The sequence below is a fragment of the Lysinibacillus sp. genome, from assembly GCF_032093475.1.
GTDB classification, from domain to species: domain Bacteria; phylum Bacillota; class Bacilli; order Bacillales_A; family Planococcaceae; genus Lysinibacillus; species Lysinibacillus irui.
On sequence record NZ_DAMDAY010000019.1, the window covers coordinates 1 to 16,808 of the forward strand.

Sequence of the window (16,808 nt, forward strand, 5' to 3'; positions counted from 1 at the left end):
TTTATGTTTTGTTAATATATCAATTCCCTCAGTGGTAATCACTGCACTGCCTTCGATAAGTGACGCTAAATCATGAATAGAGAGAGCACCTTGCGTTTCTCTCGCAGAGCCAAATATATCACATAAATAGGCTGTATCTGCAAGGCTCAAACTATCCGCAAAATCTTGTAAAAAAGCTTGTGTACGTGTAAATGTATGTGGTTGGAAAATTGCAACTAGCTCACGATCTGGGAACTTTTGTCGTGCTGATTGAATTGTAGCACGAATTTCCGTAGGATGGTGTGCATAATCGTCTATTAGAACATTATCCCCTATATCCGTTTCAGTAAAACGTCTCTTTACACCTTTATAAGTGTGTAAGCGCTCCTGGATTATATCAGGTGAGATGCCTTCATATTCACATAGCGTAATCACCGCTAGTGTATTTAAAACAGCATGATCTCCAAATAATGGGATAAAGAAAGTGCTATAAAATTCATTACGTACAAAAACATCAAATTTTGTACCTTCAGTTGTTTTTTCAACATTACGAGCTTCGAAATCATTTTCTGCACCGAATCCATAATAAACGACTGGCACTTTTGCTTGAATACGCTGAAGCTGTTCATCGTCACCACATGCTATGATCGCTTTTTTCACTTGTAAAGCTAATGATTGAAATGCAGAATAAACATCTTCTATATTAGCGAAGTAGTCTGGATGATCGAAGTCGATATTAGTCATCACAGCATAATCAGGATTATATGCTAAGAAGTGACGACGGTATTCACATGCTTCCATAACAAAAAAATCAGCATTTTTTTGACCTGCACCAGTACCATCACCAATTAAATAAGATGTTGGCTTATAACCACCTACTACATGTGCCATTAAACCAGTTGTAGATGTTTTACCATGTGCACCAGTGATAGCAATCGAAATGTAGTTACCAATATATTCACCTAAAAATTTATGGTAACGGATGATTTCTACACCGATTTCTCTGGCACGCACTAATTCAGGATGATCGTCAGGAAAAGCATTACCTGCAATCACTGTCATGCCTTCTTTAATATTATCAGCATTAAATGTAAAAATTGGAATATTACGTTCACGTAACGGCTGCTCCGTGAAGAAATATTTATCGACATCTGAGCCCTGTACTTGTTCACCAGCATCAAATAAGATTTGTGCAAGCGAACTCATGCCAGAACCTTTAATGCCTGTGAAATGAAAAACTGTCATTAATTAAACCCCCCGGGAATTTCAATATCCCATCTATCATCTATTAGGTGTATCGTATTATTTTACGAATGGTTAGGTATTAATACCTTCACAAGTGTTAAAAAATACGTACTATTCAACACATCTTGTCTATTATAGCACTTTTTATGCATAAGGATAGATGTGTAACTTTTCTAAAAAAACTAATTTCGACGTAAATTAGATAATCTAGACGAAAACAATGCAATTCTTATTCAAACATAGTAATTAAATCTTCTTCAGTAATGTAACTTTCACGTGGCTTACTGCCTCTAGCCTCCGACACAAAGCCATGTGATTCTAACATATCAATTAAACGAGCCGCACGATTATAGCCAATATGATACTTTCGTTGAATCAATGAGGTTGATGCGCCACCTTGCTCGTAGACAAAACGACAAACATCTTCAAACAGATCATCCTGTTCTGCGGACACCTCAGTTTTCTTTAATAACTCCTCTTGATCGAAAATGTAATCAGGCTCTCCTTGCTCACGAACATGCTCAATAATCGCTTCAATTTCATCATCTGTGACAAATGTGCCCTGTAACCGCACTGGCGCAGACATACCATTACCTAAATATAGCATATCGCCTCGCCCAAGTAATCTTTCTGCTCCCTGCCCATCCAAAATTGTACGAGAATCAATTTGTGAGGAAACGGCAAAGGCAATACGTGTTGGAATATTAGATTTAATTAACCCTGTAATAACATCAACAGAAGGTCTTTGCGTTGCAACAATTAAATGAATACCACATGCACGTGCCTTTTGAGCAATTCTACAAATAGCCTCCTCTACATCAGCTGGAGACATCATCATTAAATCAGCTAACTCATCAATAACAATTAAAATATATGGAAGCTTTAGGCTATGCTCGTTATTTTTATCAGCTATTGCATTGTAACGTGTAATATCACGTGCACCTGCATGAGCAAATAGCTGATAACGACGCTCCATCTCCTCCACTGCCCATTTTAGCGCAGCGGTCGCTGCCTTCACATCAGTAATGACAGGGCTAACTAAATGTGGAATATGATTAAATGGTGCCAGCTCTACCATTTTCGGATCAATTAGCATAAGCTTTAACTCATGTGGTGCAGCTTTATATAATAAACTAACCAAAATGGAATTAATACAAACGGATTTACCTGAACCCGTTGCACCAGCAATTAAGCCATGAGGCATTTTACGTAAATCTAGTGTGACTGGCTTTCCTGTTAAATCTAGACCTAACGCTGCTTCTAACGGTGAATCGGATTCAACGAAGGATGGACTATTGGTTACCTCTGATAATCGAACGGCTCGAGATACACGGTTTGGAATCTCAATACCAATCGAACTTTTTCCAGGGATTGGTGCTTGAATACGAATATCTTTTGCTGCTAAGGCTAGCTTTAAATCATCTGCTAAGTTGCGGATTTTACTAACCTTTGTACCATGGCTCACCGTTATTTCAAATTGAGTAACAGCTGGACCCTGCATAATCGATTCTATTTGCGCTGAAACTTGGAAATATGAAAGTGCCTCAACCAATGTATCCCCCTGCTGCTCCATCCAATCCGTATCCTGTGTTTTTTCCTCTGGCGGCTCTAAATATTCATCCGTAGGCTTTTGATAAACGTGAACAGGCTTTGCAGGTTTTTCAGTTTCTTGTACTACTTCCACTTCAACCATTTGTGCTTCTGGTGTTTCTTCCACTGCTTCTACTTCTAATTCATGTGCTTCTGGTGCTTCTTCTACTTCTAATACTAGAGCTTTTTCCTGCTTATCAACAGATTCTACTTGAGGATACTCTACAGTTTCTGAAATTACCTCAGTATCGGTAGTAGACTCTGTTTCTGGTTCAAGCTCAGAAGTTGCAGAAATTTCATCCATAGCGGCTTTTTCAATAGCAGTGCTATCTTGCGTTAATCCGCTTACCATTGTCGTGACAGGAGCCATTGTAATGACAGCTACGTTGTCTTCAGAACGGTATTGAGGAGTACCTTGCGTTTCGCTCTTTGCATATGAGTGAGATGGCACATCGTCTTGCATTGACCTATTCTCTGTCATGAGCTGATTAACATCCTCTTCGAATTGCTTTTCAAATGTATGATGCTTCTCGATGGCTACAACGCTGTCTGAGGATGGTGCCTCTTTCTCTTCAAGCTCCACATCCACTTGCTCATTTTCCACTACTTTCTGAATACTTTCGTCAGTAATGGGTTTTACCATTTTCAATTGCTGCTGGATTCTCCATTTTTCTTTATCCGTTTTTAACATGAGTACATTAAAAGGAATACGGCTTTTTTCTTCCTTTGTCTCAATAGATTGGTTATCAACAAGCAATTGTTCATCCTGCGAAGGCTGTACAACCGTTACCTCTCCTATATGGATTGTAGAATTTTCGATTTGAACTTGTTCAACAATCATTTCTTTGACATGAATTTCAGATTGGTCTGCCGATAGTTGTTGAACGGCTTGATCTTGCACATCTGTCTCTCTCACTTGATCTTCAAAAGACATGGCAAAAGATGATGTTTGAGGCACAGTTGCATTGGGTGATATACTTTCCTGCTCAGTGTTGGCCTCATCCACTACTTCATCGTCAAAACTTATTGGCTCAATTGCAGTAGGTAACTCCTTATGGTCAAACATTTCACGCTGCTCCGCTACAACGGTTTGATTTGTGTTAGCCGGCTCTTTTTCTTCTAGTATATTTTCATTAGCCTCATTTGTTGTCGTTTCTTTTAAAGCCTTCGTAACAGCTGGCATTTCGTCTACAGCTTTCGCCTCTTGCTTCTCGTAGTCTTCTTTTCTTTTATCTAATAATTCTTTAATTGGACTTGGTTTTGCAAATCCATAGACTGGTGAAGGCACATCTGTTGGCACAAAGCGTTTACGGTTCTCAGGCAAACTACTCTCTACTATTTTTTGTTCTTTCCACTGATTGTTTTCTTTCAGTGGTGTTACTGGAGCGGGTTTAACATTCACTGCCTCTTGCTGAGCATCTCGAAATACTAAGCCTGCCCTTGATCGTTTCTCCTGTTCTACAGGCTGACTTTTCATCGTTGTTTTTCTGCCCGTACGTTTTGAGCGATTAGCTAATAAATCTCGAATCCCAGAGACCTCTACATCGTAAACACGGGAATCAACTATATGATTGTTTAAATGCTTAGGCAACGATAAATCTCCAATTTCTCTATCATCCTCGTAATCAAACATTTCTTTTTGTGGCGTGTAGGATATTTCTCTCTCATTATCGTCAATCAATGGGAAACGGAAAGTCTTTTGCTTCGCCATCTGTTCTTCGTGATGGGTATGTAATTGTTCTTGCTCTTCTCCGTAATCCTCATAATATTCATATTCGTATTCTTCGTCTTCTTTATTTATAAATTTACTAATTTGTTTTTTAAACCAGTTCACTTCGTTTCACTCATTTCTCTTACACTTCATTTATAGCATTGTCTAGTTTCTTACAATCAATAGCTCAATGTCTACATCAAAAAGCATACCATAAAAATGGTCTTGAAACTTGCATTTAGAGGCTCATTCTCAACAAAAAAATCGTTATGCTACTAGCATATTAGTAACATAACGATTTAGGGCATTTCACCTTGATGGAAGGAATAATATCACGATAAGACTTTTAAATTTTAGGTAATTCTTTTTGACATCAAGGGATTTTTATTTAGTTGGTGCTTCAAAAGCACTACCAACAATAGCATCCTCAGGTAATACTAAAATTCCTTTTTCAGAAGGAGCGTTAGGAATAGCTAATTCACGCGCTGAACATAGCATGCCAAAAGACTCCACACCACGTAAATTACCTTCTTTAATAAGCATACCTGAAGGCATTACTGCGCCAATTTTCGCAACAACTACCTTTTGACCAGCTTCTACATTAGGAGCTCCACAAACAATTTGTAATGTCTCTTCTCCTACATTCACAGTACAGATACTTAATTTATCAGCATTAGGATGCTTGTCTTTTGTTTCCACATAACCAACAACAAATTTTGGAGAAAAATCAACATCCAGGTTGATATCAGCGCCATTTTTTTCGATTGCTGCTTCTAGTTGCTCTACTAATTCAGGTGTCACTTCCACTAAGCCTTTGGCGTCTGTTTGGACGTAGTGGCTTGCATTAAATAAGTTAAACGCTTTAATTTCACCTGTTTGCGCTTCTTTTAAAATAGCTATATCTCCAGCGCGCTCTACTACTGTTTTCACAATAGATTCCGTTGCCAGTTGAACTAGTAAGACATCTCCTACATGTTCTTTGTTGTAAAATACATTCATTGTTATTCTTGCTCCTTTTTCACTCTGTTTTTTGCTAAAATAAAGATTGGTTCTAGTTCCCCATCTTCATAAATAAAAGATAATGACGTGATCGGTACTGTACCGACAGCAAAGAAATGCATGGTCATCTGTGCTAATACATCATACCCTGTTTCATTGCGAATATCACCTATAATTAACACATCTTGGTGTGGCACTGACAATGTCATATCGCCTTCCACCTGTGCACGCATTTCTTTTAAAAAACTCTCATTTAAAATGCGGCTTGCATCATAGCCATCATTCACATTGATAAAGTAGAAAATATTACCTGCTACCTCATCTTTTTTATACGTAGTTGGTAATTGCTTCACTGAGAAACGTGCCATTTCCCGAATTTGCTCCACAGTTAATTGTAATGCTTCCAGCATGGATTCATCAATAAAACGGTAGGTTTTTCCTAAATCAAGCGCATAAAAAATGCGTGTTTCAGCTGTATGCTCTGTTGTAATAAATGCATGGCCTTCTTTTGAAGCTTGAGGATAAGAAGTGGCACGAATAACGGGATAAATATGTGTAGTCGTTTGAAAGCCCTGTTCTTTTTCTTGCTCCATTGCATTAAAAGTTTGCTCAATTGTATATACAACTTCCTTAATCGCCGCTTCTTGTTTATCGTTATATTTTGCTAAAATCCCAGGTAAAGAAAGCTCCATCCCTTTGTCAATCGTCTTATGATTCAATCGTAATTTATCGTACTTTTTATCAAAATGAAATTCATATTTTTCTTCATTTAATTGTTCTTTTAACAGCTCTACCAGTTGTTCTGACTTCAATTGCTTCATCCTTTTCACATCCTATGTTCAAAATGAAACGGCTCACATGTTTGTGAACCGTCTGTTCAATCTAATTTATTTACTTCATCTTAACTGAATGAACAATTTTCGTCATCTCACGCAAATTATTTTCAATATGTTTCGCTTGAGAAATCGTTGTCATCTTCACGCCACCACTACTAACGATGAGCTCCATCTCATTTTCATCATCGGTTTTTAGGACTGCTGTAAAGCCAAAACGACCGTCCTTATCATAAGTCGACTCTTCAATAATTTTGTCAGTTTCATTTTCTTTTAAAAGATTGTAATACAGTTTACTATCTTGTGCTTCACGATTATTTATAAAAAGAATATAGCTTTCTTTTCCTTTTGAAATCACAATATTATACTCATCTGAACTGTCTTCAACTTTAAAGTTTGAGGGTAAATATAATTTAATATCTCCAATTTTCTCCGTATGTTCTTCTGGCTCTTCGGCAAAAACCGTCTCCGTTATTTGAAGCCCATTAGCAATTTGCTCATCGATCGACTGATTGCAACCAGCAAGCACCAGAAGTAAAAGCATCAGGCCAATAGTTCTTAGCCATTTAACCGACATGTCTCTCTTCCTTTCACTACGAACTTTTTTCTATTTTAAAAAAATTATTTAGAAGATGCAACCTTACAACACGCTGTTCACTAATCCCAATTAACTATTTTTGTGAAAATGTGAACAAATATTGTCCAACCAAAAGTGATACAATATGCTCAAACATCATTTGTCTACTCACTAAACCTTGCGTAAAAATACCTACAGCTCCCGCACCCTGTCGAATATCTCGACGTTTTGTATATTGCTCCATTATGGGTCCTAGTTCTCCCCCAGCTTTTATTTCCTGGGCAATTTCTTTTGGTAATATAATTTGTGCACCTGCGGCTGTGAAAACTGTCCCATCTGCAACTGCTAATGCTCCCCAGTTACAAACATACATATCATCGTCGATTTCCGTTACGCCACCTTCTAAGCCAAATGCTAATTGCGCGCCTGATGTTACCATGGCATTTTTAGCACGATTCATTGCACCTAATCTCGTTTCTTCATTACTTATCGGTTGTTCTGATACTTCGGAAGCAGCTTTTACATGTGTAAAAATGGCATCCTCAAAATATTTTCGAGCAATCACTTCAACTGCTTCAGTTTTCGCTTTATTAGTTGTTCCAATGGCTATATTCATGTAATCCCCACTTTCTTTCCATAGAAAAAGATGCCCTAAAAGGCATCTTTCTAACTTCTTATACATTAGCGCGAATTGTCTCTAATGTCGAACGATCTGCTTTTTTCACTAATTCAACAATTAATGCTTTTGCAGCTGCGTAGTCATCAATATGAATAATAGACGCTGATGTATGAATATAACGTGAACAAACTCCTATAACTGCACTTGGAATACCATCATTTGCTGTATGCACTCTACCTGCGTCTGTTCCTCCCTGTGATACGAAATACTGGTAAGGAATATGGTTAGATTCAGCCGTATCTAAAATAAATTCACGCATACCACGATGTGTGACCATCGTGCGGTCTAAAATACGAAGTAATGTACCTTTGCCAAGTTGTCCAAATTGATTTTTCTCTCCAGACATATCATTAGCTGGAGAAGCATCTAAAGCGAAGAATAAATCTGGTTTAATCATATTTGCTGATACTTGAGCACCACGTAATCCAACTTCCTCCATGACGTTTGCGCCTGAATATAGATGCGATCCTAGTTTTTCATTTTGTACTTCTTTCATTAACTCAATCGCTAGACCACAGCCGTAGCGATTATCCCAAGCTTTAGCCATAATTTTTTTCGGATTCGCCATTGGTGTAAATGGACAAATTGGAATGATGGATTGTCCTGGACGAACACCCATATTCATTGCATCTTCCTTGTTGTCAGCACCAACATCGATTAGCATATTTTTTATATCCATTGGCTTAGCACGTTCTGCATCTGTTAAAAGATGTGGTGGTATGGAAGACACAACACCAGGAATTGCACCATTCTTCGTATATACTTCTACACGTTGTGCAAGCATAACCTGATTCCACCAGCCACCTAGTGTTTGGAAACGAATCATGCCATTATCTGTAATAGAAGTAACCATAAATGCTACTTCATCCATATGTCCAGCAACCAATATTTTTGGTGCGTCTGCAACATCACTGTGCTTGACACCAAAGATGCCCCCTAAATTGTCTTGAACGATTTCATCCGAGTACTTTTCTAACTCAGTGCGCATGAACTTACGAACAGCATGTTCATTACCCGGAGCGCCTGGTAACTCTGTTAAAGTTTTAAATAATTGTAATGTTTCCTCATTCATGATGACTCTCTCTCCCCACGAAGTAGAATATTCTTCCTTGCCTATTGTATCACATTTATTTCCGAATTCGAAATATTGATACATTTCCTAAAACAGCTAATGTGTGAACGTGCATTCACTCTATAGGCTATGCTAAAATAAGCTTATAGAAAAAGGAGGAAAGATGTATGAAATTACGTGATTTTTTAATTGGTGTTGCAACTGGCTTAGCTGCCGCAGTCATTATTAAAGAAGCTAGTGAAAAAGTTTCTCCGTTCGTACCTGCAGGACAAGTACTTGAAAACATAAAAAGAGAATTTAAAAAGGATGCGCCGATTGACGGTTCTTGGATTTTTATGAAAACAGAAGATTTCACAAACGGTATTATGACAATCCCAGTATACCGCGGAGGAATCTCTCGTATGCATGAAGGCGAAATGCAAACTTTCGAATTTGCTGCTGATGCACGCTCAGGTGTTGTAGTGGAATTAACTGAAGTTTAAACTTAATCCTTTGCACAATATAAGAAGCCATCTCATTGAATTGAGATGGCTTCCTTATTTTACTCGGATAAACCTTTATTATTAAAGTATTTTTTATACTTACGATAATAATTTAAGTTATTAAGCGTTAATTTCACCCAACGCTTAGTATTCATGTCCTTATTAAAGTAAAGGGAATTTGTATACTTGCCTTCACTAATTAGCTTCTTCGCTTCAAGTTTAAGCTTTTCGTTTGAAGCATATTTAAACAGCACACCCTTAGGAATAATCATCCACAAATGTTTGTCCTGCACATATGTGACATCTTGCTCGATATTTAACATATGATCATCGGCAACATACTTCATTAAATTATGACCACTTGCTGTTACATAGTAGCTAGAGCGACCATTTCGTAAATTAATTTCAAATAGTTTATATTGCTTGTCTCGGATATCATATTTCATATCGAAATTCGCAAAGCCCGTATAGCCTATATCTTCTAAGAAGAAACGTACTTGATCCATTAATTCTTTATCGTAGGTAGTTACAATGGCAGCATAGCTTCCGATACCTTCAGGAGAATGTTCTTCTAGAATAGGATTTCCTAAACACATTAGCTTGACTTTCCCGTCTTTCCCTACATAGGCATTTAACACACGCATATAAGAGTCATCACCAGGTATAAATTCTTGAATAATCATTGTATCCTGGTAAGTTGAGCTATAAATAGCTTTTAATATAGCCGTTTTTTCCGCTTCATCATACGCGACAAATACTTTTTTCTTACCCGGGAATTTACAAGCCCAATATTCCACAGAGTTTGATGCCTTTAAAATAATGGGATAAGAAAATGGTGGTGTAAAGTTTTCATAATTGTCAGCTGTTACTGTCGTAGTCCCCGGATACTTAAAATCATATCGATCACACATCTTATAGAAATTTTCTTTTAACAAAATTTCATCCATCAATGATTCATCGATGTAAGGAACTGTAAAATGTTCTTGCAATACTGGCTTATTTTTAATAATAAGCTTGGCATAATCGTCTCCACACGCTAAAAGTAATAGTTTTTTATCAGCATATTTTTTTGCGACTTCTGCAAGTGCAGGAGCAAAAACTTCCTGTTCATTTAAACGGTCTATTTCTTGAAATTGTAGAATATGACTATCTTGTGTGGCAGTTAAATGAGAACGTCCTAAAACAAGTGGTTTAATACCATATGCTTCATAAAACGAACGTGCCATACCATATGCATTCATATCTGATCCTAGTAAAACTGGTAAAAATGGTTGTTCAGTTGCCATGTTTATTTCAACTCTCTTTTGTATTTTTGTATCGTGTTAAGTGTATCATATTTTCTATCGTGGTCACGAACAAAAAAGCGAGGCATTGACATTTTATATGTCAAATACCTCTACTTTCCTTACTCTATTAAAATGTAATAACAGCTTGTCTACTACGCTCTAACTTATCCACTATTTCTTTGCCTGTTTCATCCCATTTAATCATACGGTAGTAAGCATCATGATAGAAAATAAAGCCATAATTATTTGCAAGCGCTTCTTTCATAAGTCGCTCTTTTGCAAATACACTTGTCATTGGATAATCGTCATAGGCTAAAACCCATAGAGGATTTTGGTGAGCATGTGTTGGCATAATATCAGCCATATGCAATAATACCTCGCCGTTTTGTGTTAGCTTAATAACGGCATGTCCCTCACTATGACCACCTGTATGAATCATTTCAATCCCAGGTGTTACTTCTAATGAACCTTCATAGGTTTCAACCAAGTGCTGTACTGGCTCCCAATTTTCTTTCCAATACGTATTTTTAGAGCGAATATTCGGGTTTCGCATTTCATCCCACTCAATTTTCGTCACAAAAATTTTGGCATTCGGAAAAGTTGGGACAAGGACATCTCCTTCCCACTGCGTTAAACCACCCGCATGATCAAAATGTAAATGGGTCATTAACACTACATCAATATCAGCGGTCGTTAACCCTAGCTCCTGCAAGCTATCCGCTAACGAGGATTCTTCTGTCACCCCGAAATTTCGCAACTGTTTTTCATTTAATTTTTTAAAGCCAACTCCTGTATCAATCAGGTAGTTTTTACCTTCATACTGGATGAGAATAGGCTCTGTTGGTAATTCAATTTGGTTTTTTTCATTGACTGGATATTTGCGAGACCAAAGTGGCTTTGGTACAACACCAAACATCGCACCACCATCAAGGCACGTAACACCCCCGTTAAGCCATGATAATGACATATTGTGAAACTGTAACTGATCCATCCATACTCCCCCTACAATTTAGTAATAAATTGCGATTCTAATCGATAAATCGGCTGCCCTTTCGCAGAAAACTTCTCTTCATATTCAGTCATCACGTTATCCTCTGGCATATTAGCATGTAAGTCGAGAGATACATACTTTAATAACATACCATATTCGGACATACTGATTAATGAATACTCGAACAGACCACGGTTATCCGTTTTAAAATGGATTTCCCCATTATCCACCAAAATCGACTCATATAATTTCAAAAAATCCCCATGCGTTAAACGTCTTTTAGCATGACGTGTTTTTGGCCAAGGATCTGAGAAATTCAGGTATACGCGTGATACATCGTTTTTATCAAAAAATTTATTTAAATCTGCGCCATTTACTTTTAGTAAGCGTAAATTCGCTGGAGATTTTGCCTCTAGCACTTTCTCTAATGCACAAACAATCACACTATCATAAAGCTCGATGCCAATATAGTTGATATTTGGATTTTGCAAAGCCATTCCTGTTACAAATTGACCTTTTCCAGAACCCACCTCGATATGGATTGGATTGTCGTTTCCGAAAACAGCTTGCCAGTTTCCTTTAAAGTCTTCAGGATTTGGAATAATCACCTCTGGATGATTTGTTATCATTTCCTCCGCCCAAGGCTTATTTCTTAATCTCAATGTTGTTCCTCATTTCTTTCTTATGAAATTATTGATTTTTTATAGTATAACGTATTCCCCTATAATTCGCATGAAATTATTGTACGATGATATTTTAGCAATCTTTGTCAATCACCTGCCATGCATTTTGTTGCACAGTACAGCGAATAGTAGTTTCCTCGTTAACAACTCCAATATAATTGCCGTCCGTGTGACAATCAACCTGATCATCTCCAACGATAATATCAAAGTGTTGACCTTGTAAAAAAGTAATTTCCTTAAATTTTGTATGCTTTTCGAAAAACACAGTGACAAAAACAAGTAATAATTTAATACGTGAAATCCCATGGACAATTGTAATATCTACTAGGCCATCATCTGCTCTCGCAGCAGGGGTTATTTTCATACCTCCGCCAAAGTAAGGCTGATTACTCATTGCCACAAACCATGCCTGCTGGAATTGCCATTCCTGCTCATCTGCACGTACTATTACATCAAAACGATGAAAGCGGAATAATCCTCTTATAACAGCAACAGCATAAGAAAGTTTACCAAGTCCTATTTTATTGAGGAATAGCTTAAGTCGAGATGTATTGATTAATTTTGTAACATGAGCATCAAAGCCTATGCCTGCATTATTAACGAAGATTTCTTTTTGCTTATTTCCTAGGTGAATTATCCCTACATCCTTTATCGTACTTGCCTTTGCAGACTTAACATAATGCTCAATTTGGCTAGAATTATGAAAGACAGGGAAAAAACGTGCAAAATCATTGCCAGAACCAGCACGAACAACACCTATTACTATGTTTTTATTATGTACAACACCACTTACCACTTCATGGATTGTGCCATCACCACCTACTATGACAAGTAGCATAGGATCTCGCTGTTGCTGTGCCCATTTTTTGGCTATTTCTTGTCCATGTCCTTCGTACTCTGTAAAAGCCACTTGGTAGGTGATGGTTAGTTGCTGTTGAAGCCGTAGCCATACCTTTCTCCCTTTGCCATTTCCCGCGGACTCGTTGACAATAATTAAAATCTGCATACATCAATCCTCTGATGCTTGAGGTGCTTGCTGCCAAATATCTCGATTAAAGGAGGTCGTTTGGACAGTATTTAGAATCGTTTGTGCAGCTCTTATTTGCATATGTTTCATAGGTGATGAAACTTTTCTTAATTGTTCAATCCATTCCCCGTAATTTCGACGATCTACAAAGCGAACGCCAAATGGTGAACCAGGATAATCAAAATAACCATTACGAGTTAAAACAACCTTACGGATAGGCATATCAATATTATCTTGCTTAAATAACTGAGATAGTACTGACTCCATTCGTCCTAAATTAATGGTTGGATTTAGAACTTTAGAATCTTTCGTCCCTACTTTTTTGATCCAGAAGCGGTCACTGCCACCAACATAAACAGCTTGATTTTCAGCTTCTAACACCGTAATACAAATACATTCTGTTGGCGACATAAGTACTACATCTAGCTCAATAGGAGCTTTTCTTATTTGTAGAATCGGATAATAAAACAACAAGTAGTTATCTGGTAAAGTTTGCAATAACGTACGTAGTAAAGAGTCACGCATGAAACGAGGATCTACATATGATTTTTCACGTAATGTAGAGCTCGCCCATTTCATTTGAAAATGGAAAAACTGGTCAATAAACATTCGTTTCAGTTCATGAACAGATTGTGGTGCATACACAATTTTAGGTTCAAAAATGAGCGTCGTTTCTTCTTCTGGAATGGCATCTTCATCACTGACAAGCTCATCTGATATTTCTATCTGTTCAACATCTTCTGTTGTATCTTTTGGACGACCAGCAAAGATTTTTTTAAAGAGGGAAAATCTTTCCTTTTCCTCAAAAGCCTCCGTTTCAGCCTCATTGTCAATATGTTGCCACTCGCTAATATCCTCTCCCAATTCCCACTGACGCTTAATGCGCTCCCATTGGCTTTTCTTTAAGCGCACAAATTGTGTTGGATATCTCGCTAAATCAATTTGATAGCGTGAAATATAATCTTGTATCTTCACTAATTGTGCCATGTAAATGTCACTCCATTCTTACTCACCATATCTTTAGTTCTTTTCTACCTTGATTCAGAATTGTTTCTATTATTTTAAGGGGTATTTGTTTTCTATTTTTCAAACGCCCACTAAATCAAGGTTGTCGGTAATTCCCCACGATGCAGGTATAATAGCTTTCGATTACTTTTAATTGAAAAGAAGCAATTGTATACATTACATCGACACATGTTCTACGAAATTCAAACGGAAAATTATTCTTTACTATCCTTTTTATTTTACATGACGATACCCAACATTACATCCATAAAAAAAGAACTACCCTTATCGATAGTTCTCTTAAACGTTTTATTTTATTATTTATTTACAGAAATCGGTAATTTCGCCTCAAATGCTTGCTGTAGTTGACGAGTCCACTCACCTGGAACTCCCGCACCAATCTGGTTGCCATCAACATCAATAACAGGTGTAACTTCAGAAGATACGGAGGATACAATGATTTCATCCATAGTTAATAAATCTGCCTTTGTCATCGGTTCTTCAATAACAGGTAAATTAATTTCCTCTGCACATTTTAAAATCACTTGGCGTGTAATTCCATTTAAAATAAAGTTATTTGCTGGATGTGTATAAAGCTTACCATCTTTAATACCATAAACATTGGCTGATGAGCATTCTGTGACAATATCACCACGGTGTAAAATCGCTTCATAGCAGCCCTTTTCAGCAGCCTCTTGTTTCGCTAATACTGCCCCTAGTAAGTTAAGAGATTTGATATCGCAACGTAACCAACGAATATCCTCTACAAAAGTGGCCTTTACCCCTTTTTCAAAGTTTTCATATGCACGCTCACCCGCTTTAACATTTCCAGTTAAAACAGCTGGAACACTTGCATCTGGGAACACATGATTACGTGAGTTTGCACCACGAGTGATCTGGAAATATACATGTCCTGTATCTAGATTATTTTTTTCAATTAGCTCATGTAGTAATTTGTGTAAAACGTCTTTTGTATAAGGAATAACAAGACGAATTTTTTCGGCGCTCGCATAGAAACGATCAATATGTTCTTGTGCTGTAAACATGTTTCCGTTATAAACTTTAATTACTTCATAAATTCCATCACCGAACTGATAGCCTCTGTCTTCTGGCGATACTGCAATCGATCCTTCTTCAACAATTTGATCATTCCATAATGAATATGCCATATTTCATTCATCCTTTTCGTCTTTGAGTTATTTTTTTCCTGCAAGTTCAACAATCGCTTCAGCATATATTGCCGCTGCTTTAACAAGGTTTTCAACCACAACAAACTCATCCGCACGATGCGCTACATCTGGCTCTCCTGGGAATAACATCCCGAATGCTACTCCTTTTTTCATCACACGTGCATATGTCCCACCACCTGTTGATAATAGAGGTGTTTCTGTATCACCTGTTTGACGTCTATAAATAGAAGCCAATGTTTGAATAAATGGATCATCTTCGCTAACATAATGTGGCTTTGAGTCGTCCTGAATATCTAGAGAAAACCCTTTTTCAACAGTTAAGCGTTGTGCAGTTGTTATTTTTTCATCAAATGGATAAGACACAGAATAGCGCATACTGATTACTAAACTGCCACCTTTATTGACATCATAGCTTACGATTCCTGGATTTAATGTTGTCTGACCCGACATTGCATCCTCAAATTGTAAATCAAGCTGATGCCCATAATGATCCTGATAAAAAACATCTGCGATAAAGTCGACAAATTGTTTACTTGCTTCTGTCGTCAATTCTTGCTGTAAAAATGTTGCAAGATAAACAGCTGCATTGACACCTTTTTCTGGCTCCATTGCATGTGCTGCTTTACCTTTGATAGTTATTATATAGCGAGAGTCCTCCATTAATAAAGAGCCTTCTAGCTGATTTTTGCTTAAAAATGTTTGAAAATTCTGTTCGAGTCGTGCTGAGACGTGCTGAAGTGTAGCTTTAGCAAAATCAGGTACCATATTTGGGCGCTTTCCAGCATTAAATAGTAGTAGCTGTTCTTTCATTGCATCACCCATTTTATTTTGAGAGAACACAAGCTCAGCAATGCCTTTTTCAGCATTAATGAGCGGGAAATCCGCATCTGGTGCAAAACCAATTGTCGGCATTTCCTCCTTTTTGAAATAGTGGTCGACACAGCGGAATCCTGTTTCTTCATCCGTACCAATAATCATTCGTACTCTTTTTTCTAAAGGAATACCTGCATCTTTCACAAGTTTCATGGCCATCCATGCCGCAATAGTAGGGCCTTTATCGTCAATCGCACCACGAGCATATAATTTACCATCTGCTACTGTGCCACTGAATGGAGGGTATGTCCAATCGGCTTCATCTCCGATCGGGACAACATCCACATGACATAATATACCTAATAGTTCCTCTCCTGTACCCATTTCAATATGTCCAGCATAATTATCAACATTTTTCGTTTGCAAACCTTCATTCTGACCTTTTGCTAGTAACCATTCAAGTGCTTGAAGTGGACCATCTCCAAAAGGTACTTCAGTAGTTATTGTATTCTCGTCGAGAATACTATTAATTCGCACAAGCTCCTGTAAATCTTGTATTAATTCATCTTGCCTTTCTTTTGCAGCCTGTAACCAATCCATACCATGTTCCTCCTTCAACGTATTAACATTATTCTACACCTTACAA

General features: G+C 37.5%; 15 protein-coding genes. 1 reads left to right on the forward strand and 14 read right to left on the reverse strand.

What is annotated here, in order from left to right:
• The 7 genes from murC to RT445_RS06570 all read right to left on the reverse strand — a co-directional run.
• On the reverse strand, positions 1–1,224 hold a 1,224-nt coding region (gene murC / locus RT445_RS06540; protein ID WP_313470172.1), incomplete at its 3' end, for a UDP-N-acetylmuramate--L-alanine ligase.
• Positions 1,225–1,453: 229 nt separating this feature from the next.
• Positions 1,454–4,648 (reverse strand): DNA translocase FtsK, encoded by a 3,195-nt coding sequence (locus tag RT445_RS06545; protein ID WP_312506617.1) that lies wholly within the window; start codon positions 4,646–4,648, stop codon positions 1,454–1,456.
• Between the two features lie 261 nt (positions 4,649–4,909).
• Positions 4,910–5,524 (reverse strand): YtpR family tRNA-binding protein, encoded by a 615-nt coding sequence (gene ytpR, locus RT445_RS06550; protein WP_274794118.1) that lies wholly within the window; start codon positions 5,522–5,524, stop codon positions 4,910–4,912.
• A 2-nt stretch (positions 5,525–5,526) separates the two neighbouring features.
• The gene (locus RT445_RS06555; protein ID WP_274794119.1) at positions 5,527–6,345 is read right to left on the reverse strand and encodes a DUF1444 domain-containing protein; all 819 of its coding nucleotides are present in this window, start codon (positions 6,343–6,345) and stop codon (positions 5,527–5,529) included.
• Positions 6,346–6,415: 70 nt separating this feature from the next.
• Positions 6,416–6,934: a hypothetical protein gene (locus tag RT445_RS06560; protein WP_312506618.1), complete on the reverse strand. Its 519-nt coding sequence runs from the start codon at positions 6,932–6,934 to the stop codon at positions 6,416–6,418.
• A gap of 94 nt (positions 6,935–7,028) precedes the next feature.
• Positions 7,029–7,550, reverse strand: a complete 522-nt coding sequence (locus tag RT445_RS06565; RefSeq protein ID WP_274794121.1) for a DUF84 family protein — start codon at positions 7,548–7,550, stop codon at positions 7,029–7,031.
• Positions 7,551–7,608: 58 nt separating this feature from the next.
• Entirely contained in the window at positions 7,609–8,685 is a 1,077-nt protein-coding gene (locus tag RT445_RS06570) for a M42 family metallopeptidase (RefSeq protein WP_274794122.1), read from the reverse strand.
• Positions 8,686–8,852: 167 nt separating this feature from the next.
• Here RT445_RS06570 and RT445_RS06575 point away from each other — a divergent pair, with 167 nt between their 5' ends.
• Positions 8,853–9,167, forward strand: coding sequence for a hypothetical protein (locus tag RT445_RS06575; RefSeq protein WP_274794123.1), 315 nt, complete (start codon positions 8,853–8,855; stop codon positions 9,165–9,167).
• 59 nt (positions 9,168–9,226) lie between these two features.
• On the opposite strand, the gene RT445_RS06580 is transcribed toward RT445_RS06575, so the two are convergent.
• The 7 genes from RT445_RS06580 to pepV form a co-directional block, all read right to left on the reverse strand.
• On the reverse strand, positions 9,227–10,453 hold the full coding sequence (locus RT445_RS06580) for a carboxylate--amine ligase (protein WP_274794124.1): 1,227 nt from the start codon (positions 10,451–10,453) through the stop codon (positions 9,227–9,229).
• Positions 10,454–10,580: 127 nt separating this feature from the next.
• Positions 10,581–11,444 (reverse strand): YtnP family quorum-quenching lactonase, encoded by an 864-nt coding sequence (locus RT445_RS06585; RefSeq protein WP_274794125.1) that lies wholly within the window; start codon positions 11,442–11,444, stop codon positions 10,581–10,583.
• Between the two features lie 11 nt (positions 11,445–11,455).
• Positions 11,456–12,106, reverse strand: a complete 651-nt coding sequence (trmB, locus tag RT445_RS06590) for a tRNA (guanosine(46)-N7)-methyltransferase TrmB (RefSeq protein ID WP_274794126.1) — start codon at positions 12,104–12,106, stop codon at positions 11,456–11,458.
• A 94-nt stretch (positions 12,107–12,200) separates the two neighbouring features.
• Entirely contained in the window at positions 12,201–13,133 is a 933-nt protein-coding gene (locus RT445_RS06595; protein WP_312506619.1) for a diacylglycerol/lipid kinase family protein, read from the reverse strand.
• Positions 13,134–13,136: 3 nt separating this feature from the next.
• Positions 13,137–14,141 (reverse strand): nuclease-related domain-containing protein, encoded by a 1,005-nt coding sequence (locus tag RT445_RS06600; protein ID WP_274794128.1) that lies wholly within the window; start codon positions 14,139–14,141, stop codon positions 13,137–13,139.
• Between the two features lie 335 nt (positions 14,142–14,476).
• Entirely contained in the window at positions 14,477–15,328 is an 852-nt protein-coding gene (gene dat, locus RT445_RS06605; protein WP_312506620.1) for a D-amino-acid transaminase, read from the reverse strand.
• Positions 15,329–15,355: 27 nt separating this feature from the next.
• Positions 15,356–16,762, reverse strand: coding sequence for a dipeptidase PepV (pepV, locus tag RT445_RS06610; RefSeq protein ID WP_312506621.1), 1,407 nt, complete (start codon positions 16,760–16,762; stop codon positions 15,356–15,358).
• Between the last annotated feature and the right edge of the window lie 46 nt (positions 16,763–16,808).